Here is a 19,013-nt window from a genome sequence, read left to right as displayed (position 1 = left end):
TTTATTAATACTTTTGCTATTGAAATTATCTTCACTGGCGAAAGTATTAATTGTATCTGACCCTTCGTTGATGAAAACGAAGGGGGAGGAAATGTAGGTAAGGGTATTCCCTTCAAAGAAACATTTACGGGCTACTAACCAAAGTACCCCTTTCAAAGTTTATCTATCAGCGTTAGTAATTCCGCTGGCCATAGATTGCCTCCAGTGAGTTTAAGAAGTTTCGAGCTAAACCCGCACAGCTGTGTATGAAAGCAATCGCGTTAGGGATAGTAATGGCTGTATTGAGTTTGCCAGTTTCCGCTCAACAGAAAAAAAAGAAAGAAGCCCTCACTTCGGAACAGAAGGCAGAGGCTGAACGGGTATTTACGGAGGGCATGAAATTCTTCATGCAGGATGAATATGATCAGGCCATTCCCATTTTTGAAAAAGCCCTGGAATTATCGCCTGACAATTCGGGAATTCAGTTTTCATTAGCCAAATCTTACGAGAAAAAAGGCGATACGGACAAGGCGTTGCCACTGGCCGAAAAGTCGTTCATTGCTACGCCCGAGAATCGGTACTCAACGTTATTGTTAGCGGATTTATACGAGAAAAAAAACAAGTTTGCTGAAGCGGCCAAATTGTATCAGCTCTTGTTTACCCGTTACCCCGACAATGCCGAATACGCTCTGGAGCTAGCTTCCCTCTATATGCAGCAGGATCAGTACCCCGAGGCTTTGAAGGTGTATGAGCGGCTGGAAAAATCGTTAGGGATAACCGAAGAAATTAGCCGTCAGAAACAGTTGGTATTACTCAAACAGGGAAAAGTGAATGAAGCCGTTTCTGAAGGGCAGCGTTTGATTAATTCCGATCCCGGTGAAGTAGAATACCTGGTTGAGCAGGCGGAGCTTTTAATGACGCATGACCGTTCGAACGAGGCCATCCCGGTACTGGAGAAAATTCTGCAACTGCAAAGTAATAATGCTCAGGCTCACATCATGCTGGCTGAGTTATACCGCAAAAAAGGCGACCTTAAACGCTGCAATGAAGAGTTAGCCAAAGCCTTTTCTGATCCTTCGCTGGATGCGACAACCAAGGCCCGCGTGTTGACGAGTTACATTGCCATGCTGCCGCAGGAAACCAAAAACGAAGAAGTTTTGAAGTTTGCCAAAGCACTCGTAGAAAGCCATCCTGAACAAGTGCAGGGGCACGTCATTCTGGGAGATTTGCTGGCTCAGCGGGATGAAAAAGCCGCTGCCCGGGATAGCTATATTAAGGCTGCCCGGCTGGATAAATCACTCAATGAAGTCTGGCAACGGGTTATCCAGCTCGATGGGGATCTGAACCAAATGGATAGCGTCATTACGCACTCGGAAGAAGCTTTGGAAGTATTTCCCAACCAGGGTATTTTCTGGTACGCCAATGGCTCGGCTTACCTGGCTAAAAAGCAGTACAAAAAGTCGAGCGAATCCATGGAAGAAGCCCGGCGTTTGACAACGGATGCCAATTTACTAGGCTTTATCTACGCTCAACTCGGCGATGCCTATAATGCCATGGGCAAATTCGATGCCTCGGATCATTCCTACGAAGAGGCCCTCAAACTGAATGCCAATAACGAACATGTCTTAAACAATTACGGCTATTTTTTGTCTCTTCGAAAAGCCAAGCTAGAGAAGGCTACTGAAATGACGAGTCGGCTGGTAAAACTATTCCCCGAAAATGCAACGTATTTGGATACGCATGCCTGGGTGCTTTTTGTGAAAGGGGATTATGCCAATGCCCGCAAATTGCTTGAGAAAGCTACCCGGTTAGATGCCTCCAATGCCACTATTTGGGAACATTATGGGGATGTTCTTTTTCAGTCCAACGACAAAGAAAAAGCCCTGGAGATGTGGAAAAAGGCCAAATCATTGGGAGAAACTTCCGATCGTCTGGAAAAAAAGATCTCGACGGGTTCTATCTAGCCTGATCATCGCTCCAAAGGGGCCTTACGTAAAAGCAATGAAATACTGGATGTTATACGCCTTTATAATCGTTTTTTCATTAAGCGGTTGTAAGCGGCATAAAATGCAGAAATCAGCAACAGGTATTACGGTTGATACGCTCCAGAAAGGAGAAATATCGGTTCGTAGCCCGGAAAGTAAAGAGGGAGAGAACGTTAATTTCACGATCAAAGACGTGGATTTTTCGTACCTGACTACGCGATCAAAAGTTGGTTTTAAAGCGGGAAACAGCGGCATTGACAATGCGGACTTAACCCTTCGCATGAAAAAAGACAGCATCATCTGGTTTACTGCCGGGCAATTTGGCATTACCGGAGCCCGTGGTCTTATTACCCGTGATACGGTGACGATTGTTAATGTGCTGGATCGGAGTTATACCCAGTTAAGTTTTCAGCAATTAAGTGCCCGCTTCGGAATTGAGCTTAACTTTGATCTTTTGCAAGCCATAATCATTGGTACTATGCCCTGGAAATACGAGCCTGCCTCGGTCTCTAAAACCAGCGAGGCTTATTGGGTTCATCAGCAAGAGGGATCTTTAGTTATTGATAATCAGATTAATGTAGAAAATAACAAGCTTACAAACGTGAAAGCCACGCAGGGAAACCGAACGCTCGATCTAGCCTTTTCTGATTTTAATTCGTTGAATTCCTTTTTGTTTCCCTTTACCAGCCAATTGCAGTTACAGGCTCAGACGGCGGATGGGAAAACAGCCCAGACCTCGATTGAGTTGCGGCATAAGAAAGTGGATTTAACGCAGGAAAAACAGAGTTTCCCTTTTAGCATTCCATCCAGGTATACCCGTAAATAAGTTGGTCTGAAAGGCCTCAATTATACTGGTTTAACTATTTGTCTTTTAAAATCTTGAGTACCCCCAAACGTCATTCTATACTCCATTGGCTGCGGCGGCCCTCTCTTCTGTATCTGGGAGTAGGGCTTTTCCTGTTTTTAGTGCCCATGTCGGAAGCTCACGCTCAAAAAGGGAAGAAAAAAACGACTCAGCGTCAGCAGCCTGCCTCAAAGGCTAAGAAAGCTTCAGGGCAGAAGGCATCGGCAAAGGTCGCTCCTAAAAAGCAGCAGGTTCCCGTTAAAAAGACGACTACCCGGCGGCCCACTTCCCGGAAGACTTCGTCAGGGGGTGGAGATGAGATGGTCATCAAGCAAAGTCGTCAGCAACTGGAAGCCGAAAAACAGCAAAATCAGGAGCGAATCCGGGAAATCAACCGTGTACTAGGGCAGACTGCCACTAAAAAAACGGCCACCTTAACCGAATTGAAAGCCCTCAACAGCAAAATTGAAACCAAGACCAAGCAAATAGATCTGCTGGCTCAGGATATAAATTTATTGAACAGCGAGATGAAAGGCCTCTCGGTGCAATCGGCTGGTCTGGCCCGGGATTTAAAAAACCTTAAGAAAGAATACGCGGCCATGGTCTTTGCGGCTTCGAAAACGGCCAACACGTATAATAAACTCAGCTTTTTATTCTCGGCCAATAGCTTTAACTCGCTGGTAATGCGGTACCAATACCTGCGTCAGTATACGGATGCCCGCAAAAACCAGGCCCGGCACATTGAGCAGGTGCGGGGAGAGTTAAATACCAAGCAGCAAACCATTAAGTACAAACAGGTTCGTAAAAAAGACGTTTTACAGGCTCAGGTGAAAGAAAATGAGTCTTTAGAAGAAACAAAAGAGCGGCAGGCCGTTGTCGTCAACGAGTTAAGTAAACAGGAAAATACCCTTAAATCGGAGCTTACGGAGCGTACCAAAGCCATTAATCGACTCGATAACATGATTCGGGTTGTGATTGAACGGGAAATTCAGCGGGCCGCCCGCGAACGCGAAGAACGCCTCAGACGCGAGCGAATTGCCCGCCAGCAGGCCGAAGAACGCGAAGCCGCCGCCCGGGCCAGAGCCGAAGCTGCGGCAAAGGCTGCCGCCGCTCCAACGCCTGAAAAAGCCAAAGAAATTATCGAAAAAGCGGACGAGGCCTTAGCTAAAGCTCCTTCTGCTGAAGAGGTAGTCAAAAGTAAAGCGGAAGCCCGAGCCATTGCGGCTGCTCCCGAGGCTGAAGCCGGAGCTACTTTTGGCTCTTCCCGAGGCCGCTTGCCCTGGCCTGTTCGTTCGGGGTATATCTCTGAGCACTTTGGTGTACACTCACCCATGCCCGGAATTTCGGTGCGAAATCTGGGTGTGGATATTGCTACCAATGTTGGTGAACCCGTTCGGGCCGTTTATGACGGTATTGTTAGAAACGTTACTTCCATGTCGGGGGTAGGAACCGTCGTTATGATTCAGCACGGAGAATACTTTACTATTTATGCTAAACTTTCCAGTGCCTCCGTATCCGAAGGTCAACGGGTAAATGCCCGACAGGTCATTGGAGCGGCGAAAGCGGACCCCGATGGAGGAGCGGAGATTAACTTCCAGGTTTGGAAAGGAAACGGAAAGCTCAACCCCGAAGGATGGTTGGCTGGTAAGTAACCAATGTCGTATAAAAGCAAAAAGCCGTCCCTGCTATTAGACAGTGGGCGGCTTTTTGCCAGGTGGAAGTTGTTATTTTTTAGAACCCTCTTCGATATTTTCAATAATCTTTTCTAATAAGGTAGAATCAGCGTTAGGAAAATCGGAATTTTCTCTGGTTTCTACACTAGAAGGTTCTTCCTGATTGCCTTCATAATTAGGTTGTGGCTGGGGCTTAGGAGTAACTTTACTCCGTTCTTCATGGGTATTCATGGTCGTAAAGGTTTACTTGTTGCAACTATAAGACTAAAAAACCGTACCCTAGTTAAGCTATAAAAATAAATAATTCACTTATTTAAGAAATAAATTTTCCGTATTAATAAGCTCGAGCTCATCCTGCCTGCCTTGCTATTGTAGCTATTTCTGTATTGCCAAGAGGAGACTCTACTCACAAATTGACGTACTTGTCGTAATAAGAACGTCCCAAGGCCCTGCTTCAGCTCCGATCCCGATCAGAATGGAAGCAGGGTCTTGTATTTGATACCTCTTAGTCAGGTGTAATAATTAAGGCTAATTGCGAAAAGTACATAAAGGGTAAGCTTTGCCAAATTATATTTTTTTGATGTGCCTTAGTACTTAAATAACCTATTGAAATTTTATAAATATACTTTTATAAAATTTTTGATAATAGGTAATATCTTTACAGCAGTTACCCCAAAACCAAAACTACCTTATATGAAAAAATCTCTGTACTTCATCCTAGGGATGATGTGCTTGGCCTGGACGTCTGCCTGGGCCCAAGATCGCAAGATCACCGGTAAAGTCACGTTTGTTGACGACGGAACGGCCCTGCCAGGGGTCACAGTGCGAATCAAAAACACCGGAACGGGTACAAATACAGATGCCCGTGGTATGTTTAGCCTCACTATTTCGGGAAGTACCACCACGCTGGTTTTTAGCTCAGTAGGTATGCTCACTCAGGAAGTAGAAGTGGGGAATCAAACGACGGTGGATGTAGCTATGGCCTCCGACGCGAAAGGCTTGCAGGAAGTCGTGGTAACCGCTCAGGGGATCGTCCGCGAAAAGAAAGCTCTGGGTTATTCAGTTACCACTTTAGAACAGAAGCAGCTCGAGAATAGGCCCCAACCCGACATTGCCCGCGTCTTACAAGGCAAGATTCCTGGTGTAAATATTACCTCTACCTCCGGGGTATCGGGTACGGGTACCAGCATCAACATTCGTGGGTTTTCTTCCATTACGGGTTCTACGCAGCCGCTATTTGTAGTCGATGGAGTACCATTTAACTCCAATACCAACGGTCGGGGTAATTTTACCGAGGGTGGGCAGTCGTCTTCCAGCCGTTTTATGGATCTGGACCCCAATAATATTGAAAATGTAACCGTACTGAAAGGTCTGGCGGCAACGGTAACCTACGGGGATCAAGGCCGGAACGGCGTAATCTTGGTAACGACTAAAAACGGAACGAAAAAAGCTCGTCCAACCGAGTTCTCTGTTACGCAATCTTACTTTACCAACCGGGCTCACTTACCGCATTATACTGATAAATACATCGGTGGATTCCAGCAAAACTTAGGGTACTTCTTTAGTAACTTCGGTCCAACGCTCGACGAAGCCTATGCGTATCCTTCTCAAAATAAAAACACAGCCTTATCGACGCACCCTTACGCCAATTTCTCAAATGCCGCTCTGCGGGGAGCCTTTGCCGATTATGTCGCTTCCCAGGGTCCTTACCGGTTACAGATTTATCCTAACAACGTACGGGACTTTTTCCGTACGGGTCAGATTTCCAATACTTCCCTTAATATCTCCGGTGGAACGGATCGGGTGAGCTATAATATCTCGGCAGGATACAATGCTGAGCAGGGCTATGTTCCTGAAAATGGCATTAAGAAAATCACGCTGGGCACGGGCCTAAATGCTCAGTTAACCAAAAAACTACAGGTTACTACCTCATTTAACTTCACTAATACGGATCAGTATTCACCCCCGTTGAGTGGAGGTACGGGTAATAACGCTTTGAACTTTCCTTCGGTACTGGCGAACGTGATGTACACGCCGCGTCAGGTGGATTTGATGGGCTGGCCTTTTGAAAATCCTATCGACGGTAGCACAGTCTATTTCAGAAGTGGAAATGATATTCCTAACCCCCGCTGGATTCTTAAAAATTACAAGACTACAGGTCAGGTAAACCGGGTTTTCTCGGCTACTACGTTCACCTTCGATTTGGCGAAAGACCTTACACTTTTATATAAAGTTGGTTTAGACACCTACATTGAAAAGCAGCGGTACATGCTGAACAAAGGCGGTGTGTCCTATGTCAACGGTTTTTACGCGACCTACGACATTCAGAATACGATCTGGGATAACAGTATGATCTTATCTTACTCCAAGTCCTTTGGTGAGAAGTTTAGCTTTTCGGCCCGTGCAGGCGGAAACATGCGGAACGATTATACACGTTATTCGGGTGCCACTAGTGAAAATCAGTTAGCTCGTGGTCTCTTCCGTCATAGTAATTTTATTAATAACGTTGCTTTTGATAGTGAAGTTGAGCAAACCCGTATAGGGGTTTTCGGAGAGGTAACCGCCGATTTCAACAACTATCTATACTTGAATTTGGCGGGTCGTAACGACTGGACTTCTACTGTTGAGATACCCAACCGCCGGATTTTCTATCCTTCGGCCAGCCTTTCCTTCGTGCCTACAACGGCCTTCGGCATGCATTCGGATGTAGTTAACTTTTTAAAGGTAAGAGCGGGCGTTGGAACGTCAGCAGGCTTCCCTTATCCTTACTCTACCCGAAACATCCTCGATCAGAACGCTCGTGCCTGGCTTTCTGCCAGCGGAACAGCTTTGCAGTCGCAGTCGGTGAATAACACACTGGGTAACCCCAATCTTAAACCTGAATTACACACCGAATACGAAGCAGGTGTGGAAGGTAAAATCCTGAATAATAAAGTTAGCTTTGATCTGACGGCTTATCGGCGTATCACGCGGAATCTGATTACCAATTCTCCTCTGGATGCTTCAACGGGTTATACAGCTACGACGACCAACATTGGTAAAATCAAAAATGAAGGTATCGAAGCCAGCGTAACGATGACGCCCATTAGCCGGGGAGATTTTACCTGGAATGCAACGGTGGTCTTTAACCGTAACAAACCCAAAGTAGTAGACCTGGGTGGAACGCTTCAGGAAGTACAGATCTCAGGTTTTGGCGGAACGCTGGGTAACTACGCCGTAGTAGGTCAGCCTTTTAACGTAATTAAAGGCATCGGTTTCCGTCGGAACGAACAGGGACAGCTTATTGTCGGTGGTGATGGTTACTTATTATCTACGGCTAGTCCCGTCGTGTTAGGTGATCCTAACCCTGCTTTCACTACAAGCTTGATTAATAGCTTCTCTTACAAAGGTTTTACGCTGGATTTCATGATTTCTTACCGCCACGGCGGAGCCATGTATTCTACGACGGCAGGAGCACTGCTGGGTCGGGGAATGGTGGATCTGGCGATGGGTAAGAACGGCGGTTTTGATCGTGCACAGACCATCATTGTTCCTGGTGTGAAACTCGACGGAACTCCGAATGATATCCAGATCACTGCCTCGGATTTCTACTTTAATAACTACTACTTCTTTGGCGACGAAGGCCGTATTTATGACGGCTCGACCATTCGTTTGCAGGAGGCTTCGCTGTCGTATCAGTTCCCTAAAGCTTGGTTTAGTAAGCTAGCAATTAAAGGAGCATCGTTGTCTTTTACGGGTAATAACCTCTGGTACAGAGCTATTCACTTTCCTAAAGGACTCAATTTTGATACCGATAACCTGGGTCTGGGTGTAGGAAATGGGCTAGGTTTTGAATTCCTGACGGGACCAAGTTCTCGCCGTCTGGGAGGTACCGTCAAGCTAACCTTCTAATCCATACTCATCCGAAAATATAAAAAGATGATCAAGAAATTAAGTTTCGCTTTGCTGGCGGCACTAACATTGAGTGTAAGCTCCTGTAAGCTGGATCTGCTCGATAACCCCAATGCCGTAACCAACAGCAACACTGATATTAACTATTTGCTTAACAATATTCAGCTGAATTATGCCACACACTTCAATCAGGTGAGTGATCCGGGCATGCGATTAACCCGAATGCTGAATCAGGGATCGGCTATTTACGAAAATGCCGTTTCGCCTAGTAACTATGATGATACCTGGAGTAGAGCGTATGCCAGCTTGTTAACCGATATTAAAACGCTTATTCCGCTGGCGGAAAGCTCGCAATTGTATGTACACGCGGGAATTGCCCGCACGATTCGGGCTTCGGTTCTTCTGAATCTGGTAGATATGTTCGGCGATGTGCCTTACTCCGAAGCGATTGATCCAGCCAATTTTAATCCCAAAGTGGATGCCGGAGCTACCGTTTATGAAGTGGCACTTAAGGATTTAAATGACGCTATTTCCAATTTTGCGGCTAATTCGGCGAGTAGTCCTTCGAGTGATCTTTACTTCTCTGCCAGTAAAGACAATTGGACCAGAACGGCGAATTCACTCAAGTTAAAGGCCTATCTTAACCGTCGGTTAGTGGATAAATCGGGGTCAACTACGGCTATTAATGCCCTGATTGCTGGAGGAAAACTCATCTCGTCGGCGGATCAGAACTTTACCTTTAAGTACGGCTCAAACCTGACCAATCCTGATACGCGTCACCCGAGGTATGGGTATAGTAACACCGGAGCTGGAGATTATCAGTCGAATTCCTACATGGGAACGATGTATTACTCCAAGGGTTTCGTTGATCCCCGGATGCGGTTTTATTTCTACCGTCAAACGATTAAAAATCCGACGGACGTGAACGCTCTTCGTTGCATCACTAACTCAAAACCTAATCACTTTTCGGCGTCGGATTTCTTCTGCTTGCCAACGGATGTGGGCTACTGGGGACGCGATCACTTGAATAACGAAGGTATTCCACCCGATGGATTACTGCGGACGGCTTTTGGGGTATACCCTGCCGGTGGGCTTTACGATAACAATGCCGGAACAGGCGTGTTTTTAGGAGCCGGAGCAGGTGGAGCAGGTATTCAGCCTATTATCATGCGTTCGTTTGTAGACTTTATGCTGGCGGAATCAGCCCTGACTCTGGGTACGACGGGTTCGGCACGGAGTCTGTTACAATCAGCCGTTGAAAAGTCGATGGCCGATGTGCGAGCCATGGCCTTAGCCACCACCGAAAGTAGTAAGATTACCAGCTTCGAAGCGGCTAATAATATTGTCTGGACGACGGAAGTCAGCAAGTACGTAGCCAAAGTGCTTGAGAACTACGATGCTGCCACAACCGATGACGCTCGCCTGAATGTGATTGCTACGGAATACTGGCTGGCCCTATACGGGAATGGTGTTGAATCCTATAACCTGTACCGCCGGACGGGTAAGCCCGCGAATATGCAACCAGCTTTGGAGGCTAATCCGGGCTCTTTTCCTCGCTCGGTATATTACCCGGCTTCCTACATCAATCGTAACGCCAATGCTAAGCAAAAAGCCGGAGTTACCGTGCCCGTTTTCTGGGATAATAACGCAGCGAATCTGTTAAAATAAAGGTAAAAATTACTGATAATCAGACACATGATTGCACTGAAAAATAAACTGATCCTAGGTTTGCTGGCTATGGCTATGCTGGCCTGTAAAACCGATATGATCAACCGGATTGATACCGAAGAAATGGAAAACGGCGGTTATGTTCGCACAGTAACGCCTTACCCGGTATTATCCAGTACGTTCTCCTTTAATAAGGCTGCTCTCTCAAGCACGGCTATGAGCTTTGTTGCCGAGGCAATTACGCCTAATAAAGGAGGTTATTTATCTTCTTATGATTTAACGATTGGTTTTGTTGATAACACCCGAAGCCGGGGCAGTAACGCTTCGGTAAACCCGCTGACTTTAAAATCCATTGCCGCTTCGGCCTTTGCCAAAAACGATACAACGGGTTATCCGCGGACGGTGATTTCAGTAACGGCTACAGAGGCCCTGACTACCTTGAAGCTCCCCGCTGACAGTATAAACGTAGGGGATTACTTTGAAATCCGTGGGACGATGAAACTCACTACGGGTCAGAGCTTTAACGCTAACAATACCGGAGCCAACATTACTGGAGGAGCTTTCTATAGTTCTCCCTTTTACTACCGGGTAAATGTGGTAAGCCGTTAAGGAGAGTACCCTAGTAAACAGACGTAATCAGACCCGTTAAACGTACTTATGTTTAACGGGTTTTATTTTGTCGATATAGCTCTAGTTATTGCTTTTAATGAAGTATAAAAAGGTTAATTAAGCTGAATAAATACACAATACTTAAATTAAGTGATAGTGAAAAATTAAACGCTAAATGATAGCATAATAAGTGATTTATTTTATCCCCCTAAATCTTGGTATATTGTACTTCTTTGAGAAAAATAGCTCTCATGAGTAAACGATAAATAATAAATTGAATCGGAAATATGTAGTAATTATTTGCTCATAATGAGTGAATTAGGTGTATGTATATATTGGTATCTGTTTTTTTATAGGGCTTGCGGTTTAACTGCTTTTGATGGTTAGTAAGTAAAAGAATACTCAATTGTGAGTCTTACTTTACAGAGTGGTAAATAGGACGAATGCAAGAAAAGTATTACACTACTATTGTTACTTTACAAATGAAATAAGTACTTACGGTTCATTTATAAAAGGTCACAATAACTAATTTATCTGGGCAATACTATTCACCTTTTTCAAGCCCATTTATGTCAATTTTTTCTTCAGATACCCCTACGTCGGGTGATCTCATTGGCTCCAAATCTTCCGTGGGCCGTCGAACGTTTCTTCGGTTTGCAGGCATTTCTTCTGTTTCTGCCATGGCTTTGACTACGCTTGCCTGCGAAGATCACAGACCTACTCCTTTAAACGGAGCGGTAGATTTAGGAGCAGGTGATGTAGGAATCATGAACCTGGCTTATTCCCAGGAACAGCTCGAAGTGGCTTTTTATTCGCAGGTAGTTCAAACGCCTTATGCGAACATCTCTTCTGAAGAACTGGCCTTCTTTACGGATTTACGCGACCGGGAGCGAACGCACCTGGAGCTCTTCAAATACCTGCTGGGCGATAAAGCGATTCCCATGCTGACGCCTAATTTTTCTTCCGTAGACTTTTCCAGTCGCGAGAGTGTGTTGAAAACAGGTCATACGTTTGAAGACTTGGGAGTAGCGGCCTTAAATGGAGCCGGAAGATTTGTAACGGATATGGAGCTACTGGCTTTGTCGGGAAAAATCGTGTCGGTGGAAGCTCGTCACGCTGCTTTATTGCGTGATTTATTACACCCAAAATCGCAAGCGATGGGTTTTGCGGGGGATGATATCATCACTACGGATACGGGTTTGGATCGGGCCTTCTTGCCGCCGCAAGTTGTCATGATGGCTCAGCCCTTCATTCAGCAAAAAATTTCTGCGGAACGCCTACCCAAGGCTTAAGGTCCGTTTTGAAGTATCAAACACACCTGTTAGGTGCTGCTTTACCCTATTCATGCATCCTTTGAACAATCCAGTCAATGAATATTTTTCAACTGTTTTCTGATATTGAAAGCGTCGACGCAGACGCTCCTGAAAAGCTCTCATTTTATTCCAGACGGTTTTTCCTGAGAAAAGGCAGTAAAGCGGCTACGGCTGTGGCCTTACCCATGGCTTTGGCTTCCATTACACAGGAGGCTTTTGCTCAATCAACCGAAGTTCAGGAAGTACTTAATTTTGCTTTGAAGCTGGAATACCTCGAAGAGGATTTCTACAAAAAAGCCTTGGCCGAGGCCACGTTCGATTTTGGTGCAGACCGTCCTGTTTTCGAGCAGATTCACAAACACGAAGCTTCCCACGTGAAGCTCTTGCAAACCGCTTTGGGAGCTGCTGCGGCTCCTAAACCTGCCTTGAAATACGATGCCTTTCCAGACGTATTTACTAACTATCAGACGTTTCTAATCGTTGCTCAGGCTTTTGAAGATACGGGCGTTCGGGCCTATAAAGGGCAGGCTCCCAAACTCTATAAGTTACCTGAACTGACCACGGCTTTGCAAATTCACGCTGTAGAGGCTCGTCATGCTGCTGAAGTACGCCGTTTGCGGGAAGGACGGGTGTGGGTAACCAAAAATGAAAGTGATGGAGCTCCTGCTGCCGTTTATGCGGGCGAAGAAAACACCGTTCAAAAGGTAGACGTTCGCACGTTAGGACCCGGATTTTCGGATATCGTAGTGACTGAAGCGTTTGATGAACCGCTGACTAAAGAAGCGGTTCTGGAGATTGTGAAGCCCTTCGGCGTGGCTTAATCAGTAAGGGAGGGCTTAAAACCCTTTGAAGACCCAATAGGCAGGTTAGCTAACTCTTCATCTATAGAAGAGTTAGCTAACCTGATTTTTTATGAATTAAAAAGGCTAGGAGCACCAGTGTTCAGCCGCAGGCACTGGTCCCTCTTTTCGAATAACTTCCAGGCACTGCTCCCGATTGTTAAATCCCCAGGAATCCATTTGCTGGAGAACAGGGAGCAGAGACTGTCCCAAATCGGTGAGTACGTATTCTACTTTAAGCGGAATTTCAGCGTAGATAATGCGACGAATAATGCCGTGGTTTTCCAATTCCCGCAGTTGCAGATTTAATACGCGTCTGGAAGCCTGGGTGAGATAGCGTTGTAAATCAGAGGGACGGTGCGTGCCCCGGGAGATGGCTAGGATCAGGGCCGCTTTCCATTTACCACCAATAATTTCCATGATCAGGCTTATGCCGCAATTGTAAAGTTTAGGAATCTTTGTTTCGTACATAAGGGGTGTTTAGTAAGAGCTTCATATTCAGATAGGGTTAATTTTTTCCCCCTTTGAATCGAATTTCCCTGCTGGTAAGAATCCGTTTTATCCCTCGATTTTTAGAAGTGTAACCGGGAATACTCCCTTTTTATAACTTCCAATGAAAACTTTACTTTTATTTATTGCCGGGATATTCGGTTTTACGGGTCTGAGTGCCCAACACGTTTTGGCTCCGACTGGTTTCTTTTCTTATGCGTTTCATGATTATGAGATTACGGCTCTGAGTGACGGCTCGATTACTCTAGACTTTAATGCCCTGATTCCCCAGGCTAAAAAAGGCGTGGTCGATAGCTTATTAAATCTGGACCGGGTGAAGAATCCCGTGTCCGTCTCGGTGAATGCGTACGTGATTAAACACGGATCAAAACTGATTCTAATCGATGCGGGAGCGGGTAGTAGCATGGGCTCTTCGCTGGGTCAATTACCTGTTCATTTAAAGAGGGCGGGCTATGATCCTTCTCAGATTGATCTAGTTTTATTAACCCACATTCACGCTGATCACTCCAATGGTCTACTTGACCAAGGAAAACGCGTTTTTCCTAAGGCAACGCTCTATGTAAACCAGGTAGACCTTGATTTTTGGCTAAGTAAAACCCAGCAGGATGCGGCTGCCGAAAGCGAGAAAGAAGGCTTTATTCAGGCCCGTCGGGTGGTGGATGCTTATGCAAAAGCAAATCGCTTGAAGACTTTTCAGGCTGGATCATCGCTTTTGGAAGGCATTACAGCCCTGGCGAGTCCCGGCCATACCCTAGGTCATACGCATTACCGATTGAGCAGTGGGACAGAAACCCTGTTGTTTATTGGCGACGGCCTTCACTCGGCTCCGATTCAACTGCGAGAACCCTACTTGAGCACCTATTTTGATCGGGATAGAATGGCTGCGGCCACTCAGCGAAAAAAACTGCTGGAGCAGGCGGCTACCCATCATTACCTGATTGCCGGAGCTCACCTTGATTTTCCAGGGATGGGTTATATTCGAAAGAAAGGAGAAATCTATGAATGGGTGCCTTTAAAAAAATAAGTATTGACTAAGCAAAAAGCGGACTTATCTAAACTCATAGACAAGCCCGCTTTTCTTTTTCGTAGCCTTAAATAGCGGCTTCTGCTGATTCAGGCATGGTCATGCCTTCGGCTGGGTCTACTTTACCAAACCATTTCATACGTACTTTTTCATTGATGTAATAGAGACAGGGCACGATAACCAGTGTCAGGATGGTCGAGAAAATAACCCCATAGATAATGGTCCAGGCCAGGATGTTCCAGAATACGGCACTATCTCCACCGATCACAATGTTAGGGGCTAGGTCGGAGAAAAAACCAGCAAAGTCGATGGTCAGACCAATAGCCAACGGAATCAGACCCAGAATTACGGCAGAGGCTGTTAAAAGCACGGGGGTCATGCGAATGCCACCCGCTTCGATGATGGCTCTTCTCAAGGGAAACCCCCGCTGACGAAGCTCTTCGGTGAATTCAATCAAAAGAATGCCGTTTTTAATTACAATTCCAGCCAGGGCGAAAATCCCTACGCCCGACATGATTACTGAAAAACTTTGATTGAATATCGAAAAGCCTAGTAATACGCCAATCAGCGAAAGAAGAATCGTACTGAAAATAATAATGGGCTTCACCGCCGAGTTAAACTGCGTGGCCAGAATCAGATAAATCAGCATAATTGCTCCGAGGAAGGCTACGACTAAGAAATCTGTCGTTTCAGCCTGAGCTTCCTGCTCGCCACCCAACTGAATGTGGTAGCCATTGGGCAATTCCATCTGATTCATTACCTGGGTAATTTGCAGGTTAATGGCGTTGGCATTGGCTCCGGGTACGATATCTGAACTTAGGGTAATAACCCGCTGCTGATTTTTACGGTTAATCTGGCTGTAGGTGGTGGAGTAACTAATGGTTGCGACAGCTGATAAAGGAACTTTGCGAAGCTGACCGCCCATGTTCATATCCCGGTAGACGATTTCCTGACTCAAGAGTCGTTCAATTTGACTACGATCATCGGGTTTTAATCGAAGCATGATGGGATACTCATCTTTGGAATCGCGGAATTTACTGATCTCCAGACCGAATAAAGCCGTTCGGATTGAACCCGCAATTTGCTGAGAACTAATGCCTTCCCGCTCGGCTTTGATGCGATCAATCTGAACGATGATTTCGGGTTTGTTGGTAATTAAATCCGATTTTAGCTGATCAATTCCTTCAATACCCGCTTCCTTAATTTTTTGCCGAAATTCCTTCTCAATCTTCATCAAAGGCTCAAATTCATCACCTGAGATTTCAATCTGGATGGGCTTACCCGTGGCTGGCCCGTTTTGCTCGCGTTCGACCGAGATTTCAGTGCCTGGAATGCCCTGTACGGCTGTGCGGATTTTTTCCAGCATGGCTTGGGAAGAAACGCCATTCCGATCCACGCTTTTCACAAAAGCAATGGTAACCTTTGACTTATGCGGCGTGTCTGAGCGGTCGGGATTGAAGGGATCTCCTGCATTTTTACCCACGTTGGAAATAACTGAGTTCACGGCTCCCATGGCTTTGTTCTCCTGGAGAATCTTAAAGACCCGTCGCTCGATTTCCCTGGTGGTTTTATCAGTAACTACCGCATCTGTTCCCACCGGCATGACGTTATAAATGTAGACATAATCAGGCTCGCCGCTGGGAAAAAATACGACTGCTGGCTGGCGAATGCTTACGGCTATAAAGGAAATAATCAGTAAAGTTATGGCTGCTCCCACGGCAAAGACCGGGCGATACCCCGTAATGACCCAGCTAATAAGATTGCGATAGCCATGCTGAAGTTTAGGTAACATTCTTTCCTGAAAAGGCACCAGAATTCGAGGCGTCAGGATAAAATGATTAAAGTAATACAGCAGCAAAAGGAAAATAAAGAAGTTACCGACACCACGGTGAATAAGGTAACCTACCAAAGCTACTGCTAACAGGCTGATCGTAGGCTTGAATATCGCTTTGCGATGATTGACCTCTACGTGAGCCCCGTGCTGATCGTCGTGGCGTTGCATGAAAGTTACGGCAAAAACCGGGTTCATGACGTAGGCCACAAAAAGCGAAGCAAACAGGGTAATGATGAGGGTAATGGGTAGAAACTTCATGAATTCTCCCACAATGCCCGGCCAGAATAAGAGTGGGAAAAAAGGAGCAATGGTCGTCAGTGTTCCTGAGAGTACGGGCACGAATACTTCGCCCGCGGCTGCTTTGACGGCCTGCTTAATGTCCCAGTCTTTATGCTGATTAAACAGTCGGTGCGTGTTTTCAATAACTACAATTGCGTCATCTACCACAATGCCAAGGCCGAGTAAGAAAGCGAATAATACCAGCGTATTGAGCGTAAAGACCGAACCAATTAAGGGACCAACCAGCGGAAAACAGACGAAGGCTACGAGCGTTGAAAGTGGCACGGAAAGCCCTACGAAGATGGCATCGCGGACGCCCATAAAGAACATCAACACAAGCACTACGAAGATAAAGCCGAGAATTACGGTGTTAATCAAATCGTGAATGTCGGCCTTGGTTCGCTCGGACTGATCAGCCGTAATGATAACGTTCAGTCCCGCAGGCAACTGATTGGTCTTGTATTCTTCGATGATTTTTTCAATGCCTTCCGAGGCAGAAATCAGGTTAGTTCCCGCCCGTTTGATTACGTTTAGCGTGACAACGGATTTATTATTGAGACGGGCAAAGTCCTGCCGCTCTTCGTAACTGTCTTCTACCTGAGCCACATCGCCCAGGCGAACGGTTGCCCCCGTAGAGGTGCGAATCTGGAGTTCCCGCATTTGGGCTACATCCGTGAATTCTCCTTTTACGCGAAGCGTTCTTCTGACGTCGTTGACATTTAATTCACCACCCGAGATATTAATGTTTTCGCCCTGAACGGCCTGTTGAATATCATAGAAGGTTAAGCCGGAAGATTGCATGCGGGCTAAATCCACATTGATCTGAATTTCCCGCTCCAAAGCTCCCACAATATCTACGCGGCTGATTTCGGGTAAACCTTCAAAAGCATCCTGTAAATCTTCGGCGTAGTCCTTGAGTTTTTGCAGGGGGAAGTTACCCGCCAAATTCACGTTCATGATTGGAAACTCGGAAAACTCTACGTTTTGAGCGGTAGGACCCGCATCAAGCTTCACCGGCAAATCCTGCTTGGACTTATCAATCGCATCGCGAACCCGTTGCAGGGCTACTTCCGAATTCACTTCCGGCAAAAATTCTACCAGAATGACGGATACATCATTGAGAGCATTAGACTTCACTGATTTTACCCCATTGAGCGATTTTAACTGCTTTTCAATGGGCTTATTAATCAGGTTTTCAATATCGGCGGGAGCCGTGCCAAAGTATACCGTATTAATGTAAACCTGCGGAACTTTAATATCGGGAAACTGCTCTTTGGGCAAATTGCTGTAAACCAGCCATCCCGCCAGGGTAATAATTACCGTGAAGATGTAGACGGTGGTTCGGTTTTCCACGCACCAGTTGGTAAAACCGAGGGTTTTATATTCTTCGAATTTCATTTCGAATGAAGGTTAAATGGCAGATTAGTAACTAATGGGCTGTCCATCGGTTAACTCCTGATAGCCTACCGTAATAAGCTCGTCACCCGCAGAAAGGCCTTCGGTAATCTCAATTTTGCCGTTGTAACTCAGCCCCGTTTTTACTGGTCTGGCTTTAGCGATTTTTTTACCGCCTTCCTGCACGGCTACATACACGACTTGCCCATTTTCCGTATTTTGAATCAGGTTTTGTTCGATTACCAAAGCCTGAGGTTTAGTTACGTCATTAATGAGCATTTGAGCCAGCATATTAGGCTTGAACTCCTTGTTCGAAGGCAGGGTCGCTTCGATGGTAAAAGTTCTGGAAAGCGGATCAACGGTATTGGAAACAAACGTGATTTTGGCCTTAATTTCCTTATTCACATCGGGGAGCTTGATTGTTACCGCATCGCCCCGGCGGATGTTAGCCACGTACGTATCCGCCACTTTTCCAACTACTTTCAGACTACTCAAATTCACAATTCGCATTAAGGGCACGCCGGGCGTAGCCATCATACCCACTTTGCCGTCTACCTGATCGACCGTTCCCGCAATCGGAGCAGATACACGCGATTGGTTGAGCTGAACCTGTAGGGTTGCAATGCGTTTTTCCAGGGCCTCCTTATTATTCTTAGCCTGTAAATACTGAATCTCCGTACCAATTTGCTGATCCCAGAGCCGCTTTTGTTTGTCATAAAGCGTTTGAGCCAACGAAAGTTGATTTTTGGTTTCTTCGATGGATTCCTTCAAGATGCTATCGTCAATGCGGGCCAAGGTGGTTCCTACGCCCACGGCATCGCCTTCTTTGACCAGAATGGCTTTGATTACACCCGAAGCTTGAGGACTGATCTGTACGTTATTTTTGGCATCAACGCTGCCCTGCACCTCAATCATGTGTTCAAACGTGCTGGCTTGCAGCGGCTGAACCGAGACGGCTTTTACTTTTGCTTCTTCGGCTTTTTTAGGATCAAGCTTGGCAATTTCACCTTCCAGCTTTTTGATTTTAGTGTTGATTTCGGCCTGCTCACTTTTTAGTTCCGCTAACTCTTCTTTCTTACCTTCCAGACCTTCTTTTTTTTGAGAACAAGCGACTAAAAGAGCTGTGAGAATAAATAAGTAGGTGACTTTCATGATTGTATTTCTTGCGAT

13 protein-coding genes are annotated in these 19,013 nt (G+C 46.0%); 9 read left to right on the top strand and 4 right to left on the bottom strand.

Annotated elements, in window-relative coordinates:
• Positions 1–245 precede the first annotated feature (245 nt).
• Genes QE357_RS19685 through QE357_RS19675 form a run of 3 tightly spaced genes read left to right on the top strand, consistent with a single transcriptional unit; the run spans position 246 to position 4,460 of the window.
• Positions 246–1,943: a tetratricopeptide repeat protein gene (locus QE357_RS19685; protein WP_307141497.1), complete on the top strand. Its 1,698-nt coding sequence runs from the start codon at positions 246–248 to the stop codon at positions 1,941–1,943.
• A gap of 37 nt (positions 1,944–1,980) precedes the next feature.
• The gene (locus tag QE357_RS19680; RefSeq protein ID WP_157830351.1) at positions 1,981–2,790 is read left to right on the top strand and encodes a DUF4292 domain-containing protein; all 810 of its coding nucleotides are present in this window, start codon (positions 1,981–1,983) and stop codon (positions 2,788–2,790) included.
• A 53-nt stretch (positions 2,791–2,843) separates the two neighbouring features.
• A complete protein-coding gene (locus QE357_RS19675) occupies positions 2,844–4,460 on the top strand; it encodes a peptidoglycan DD-metalloendopeptidase family protein (protein WP_309711072.1) in 1,617 nt (538 codons plus the stop codon).
• A gap of 72 nt (positions 4,461–4,532) precedes the next feature.
• On the opposite strand, the gene QE357_RS19670 is transcribed toward QE357_RS19675, so the two are convergent.
• Positions 4,533–4,712: a hypothetical protein gene (locus QE357_RS19670; RefSeq protein WP_309711069.1), complete on the bottom strand. Its 180-nt coding sequence runs from the start codon at positions 4,710–4,712 to the stop codon at positions 4,533–4,535.
• A 462-nt stretch (positions 4,713–5,174) separates the two neighbouring features.
• Between QE357_RS19670 and QE357_RS19665 the strand changes: the two genes are divergently transcribed.
• The 5 genes from QE357_RS19665 to QE357_RS19645 all read left to right on the top strand — a co-directional run bounded on the left by QE357_RS19665 (position 5,175) and on the right by QE357_RS19645 (position 12,783).
• Complete coding sequence (locus tag QE357_RS19665) at positions 5,175–8,372, top strand: SusC/RagA family TonB-linked outer membrane protein (protein WP_309711066.1); 3,198 nt, start codon at positions 5,175–5,177, stop codon at positions 8,370–8,372.
• Between the two features lie 27 nt (positions 8,373–8,399).
• Entirely contained in the window at positions 8,400–10,040 is a 1,641-nt protein-coding gene (locus QE357_RS19660) for a SusD/RagB family nutrient-binding outer membrane lipoprotein (protein WP_309711063.1), read from the top strand.
• A gap of 27 nt (positions 10,041–10,067) precedes the next feature.
• Complete coding sequence (locus QE357_RS19655; RefSeq protein WP_309711060.1) at positions 10,068–10,649, top strand: hypothetical protein; 582 nt, start codon at positions 10,068–10,070, stop codon at positions 10,647–10,649.
• A gap of 569 nt (positions 10,650–11,218) precedes the next feature.
• Positions 11,219–11,941 (top strand): ferritin-like domain-containing protein, encoded by a 723-nt coding sequence (locus QE357_RS19650; RefSeq protein WP_307141492.1) that lies wholly within the window; start codon positions 11,219–11,221, stop codon positions 11,939–11,941.
• A gap of 77 nt (positions 11,942–12,018) precedes the next feature.
• Complete coding sequence (locus QE357_RS19645; RefSeq protein ID WP_309711055.1) at positions 12,019–12,783, top strand: ferritin-like domain-containing protein; 765 nt, start codon at positions 12,019–12,021, stop codon at positions 12,781–12,783.
• A gap of 105 nt (positions 12,784–12,888) precedes the next feature.
• On the opposite strand, the gene QE357_RS19640 is transcribed toward QE357_RS19645, so the two are convergent.
• Positions 12,889–13,272, bottom strand: coding sequence for a helix-turn-helix domain-containing protein (locus QE357_RS19640; RefSeq protein ID WP_307141490.1), 384 nt, complete (start codon positions 13,270–13,272; stop codon positions 12,889–12,891).
• A gap of 142 nt (positions 13,273–13,414) precedes the next feature.
• Between QE357_RS19640 and QE357_RS19635 the strand changes: the two genes are divergently transcribed.
• Positions 13,415–14,335 carry an MBL fold metallo-hydrolase gene (locus tag QE357_RS19635; protein WP_309711052.1) on the top strand — a complete coding sequence of 307 codons (921 nt, stop codon included), beginning with the start codon at positions 13,415–13,417 and terminating at the stop codon, positions 14,333–14,335.
• Between the two features lie 67 nt (positions 14,336–14,402).
• On the opposite strand, the gene QE357_RS19630 is transcribed toward QE357_RS19635, so the two are convergent.
• Positions 14,403–17,846: an efflux RND transporter permease subunit gene (locus QE357_RS19630; RefSeq protein WP_309711050.1), complete on the bottom strand. Its 3,444-nt coding sequence runs from the start codon at positions 17,844–17,846 to the stop codon at positions 14,403–14,405.
• A gap of 24 nt (positions 17,847–17,870) precedes the next feature.
• On the bottom strand, positions 17,871–18,995 hold the full coding sequence (locus QE357_RS19625; protein ID WP_307141487.1) for an efflux RND transporter periplasmic adaptor subunit: 1,125 nt from the start codon (positions 18,993–18,995) through the stop codon (positions 17,871–17,873).
• Between the last annotated feature and the right edge of the window lie 18 nt (positions 18,996–19,013).

It is taken from the genome of Siphonobacter sp. SORGH_AS_0500 (assembly GCF_031453245.1).
Lineage (GTDB): Bacteria > Bacteroidota > Bacteroidia > Cytophagales > Spirosomataceae > Siphonobacter.
This window is presented reverse-complemented; position numbering and strand designations above follow the sequence as displayed.

What these genes read in the sequence shown, in the direction of transcription:
- QE357_RS19685 (WP_307141497.1), top strand. Translation starts at nt 246, where the DNA reads ATGAAAGCAATCGCGTTAGGGATAGTAATGGCTGTATTGAGTTTGCCA.
- QE357_RS19680 (WP_157830351.1), top strand. Translation starts at nt 1,981, where the DNA reads ATGAAATACTGGATGTTATACGCCTTTATAATCGTTTTTTCATTAAGC.
- QE357_RS19670 (WP_309711069.1), bottom strand. Translation starts at nt 4,712, where the DNA reads ATGAATACCCATGAAGAACGGAGTAAAGTTACTCCTAAGCCCCAGCCA.
- QE357_RS19665 (WP_309711066.1), top strand. Translation starts at nt 5,175, where the DNA reads ATGAAAAAATCTCTGTACTTCATCCTAGGGATGATGTGCTTGGCCTGG.
- QE357_RS19660 (WP_309711063.1), top strand. Translation starts at nt 8,400, where the DNA reads ATGATCAAGAAATTAAGTTTCGCTTTGCTGGCGGCACTAACATTGAGT.
- QE357_RS19655 (WP_309711060.1), top strand. Translation starts at nt 10,068, where the DNA reads ATGATTGCACTGAAAAATAAACTGATCCTAGGTTTGCTGGCTATGGCT.
- QE357_RS19650 (WP_307141492.1), top strand. Translation starts at nt 11,219, where the DNA reads ATGTCAATTTTTTCTTCAGATACCCCTACGTCGGGTGATCTCATTGGC.
- QE357_RS19645 (WP_309711055.1), top strand. Translation starts at nt 12,019, where the DNA reads ATGAATATTTTTCAACTGTTTTCTGATATTGAAAGCGTCGACGCAGAC.
- QE357_RS19640 (WP_307141490.1), bottom strand. Translation starts at nt 13,272, where the DNA reads ATGTACGAAACAAAGATTCCTAAACTTTACAATTGCGGCATAAGCCTG.
- QE357_RS19635 (WP_309711052.1), top strand. Translation starts at nt 13,415, where the DNA reads ATGAAAACTTTACTTTTATTTATTGCCGGGATATTCGGTTTTACGGGT.
- QE357_RS19630 (WP_309711050.1), bottom strand. Translation starts at nt 17,846, where the DNA reads ATGAAATTCGAAGAATATAAAACCCTCGGTTTTACCAACTGGTGCGTG.
- QE357_RS19625 (WP_307141487.1), bottom strand. Translation starts at nt 18,995, where the DNA reads ATGAAAGTCACCTACTTATTTATTCTCACAGCTCTTTTAGTCGCTTGT.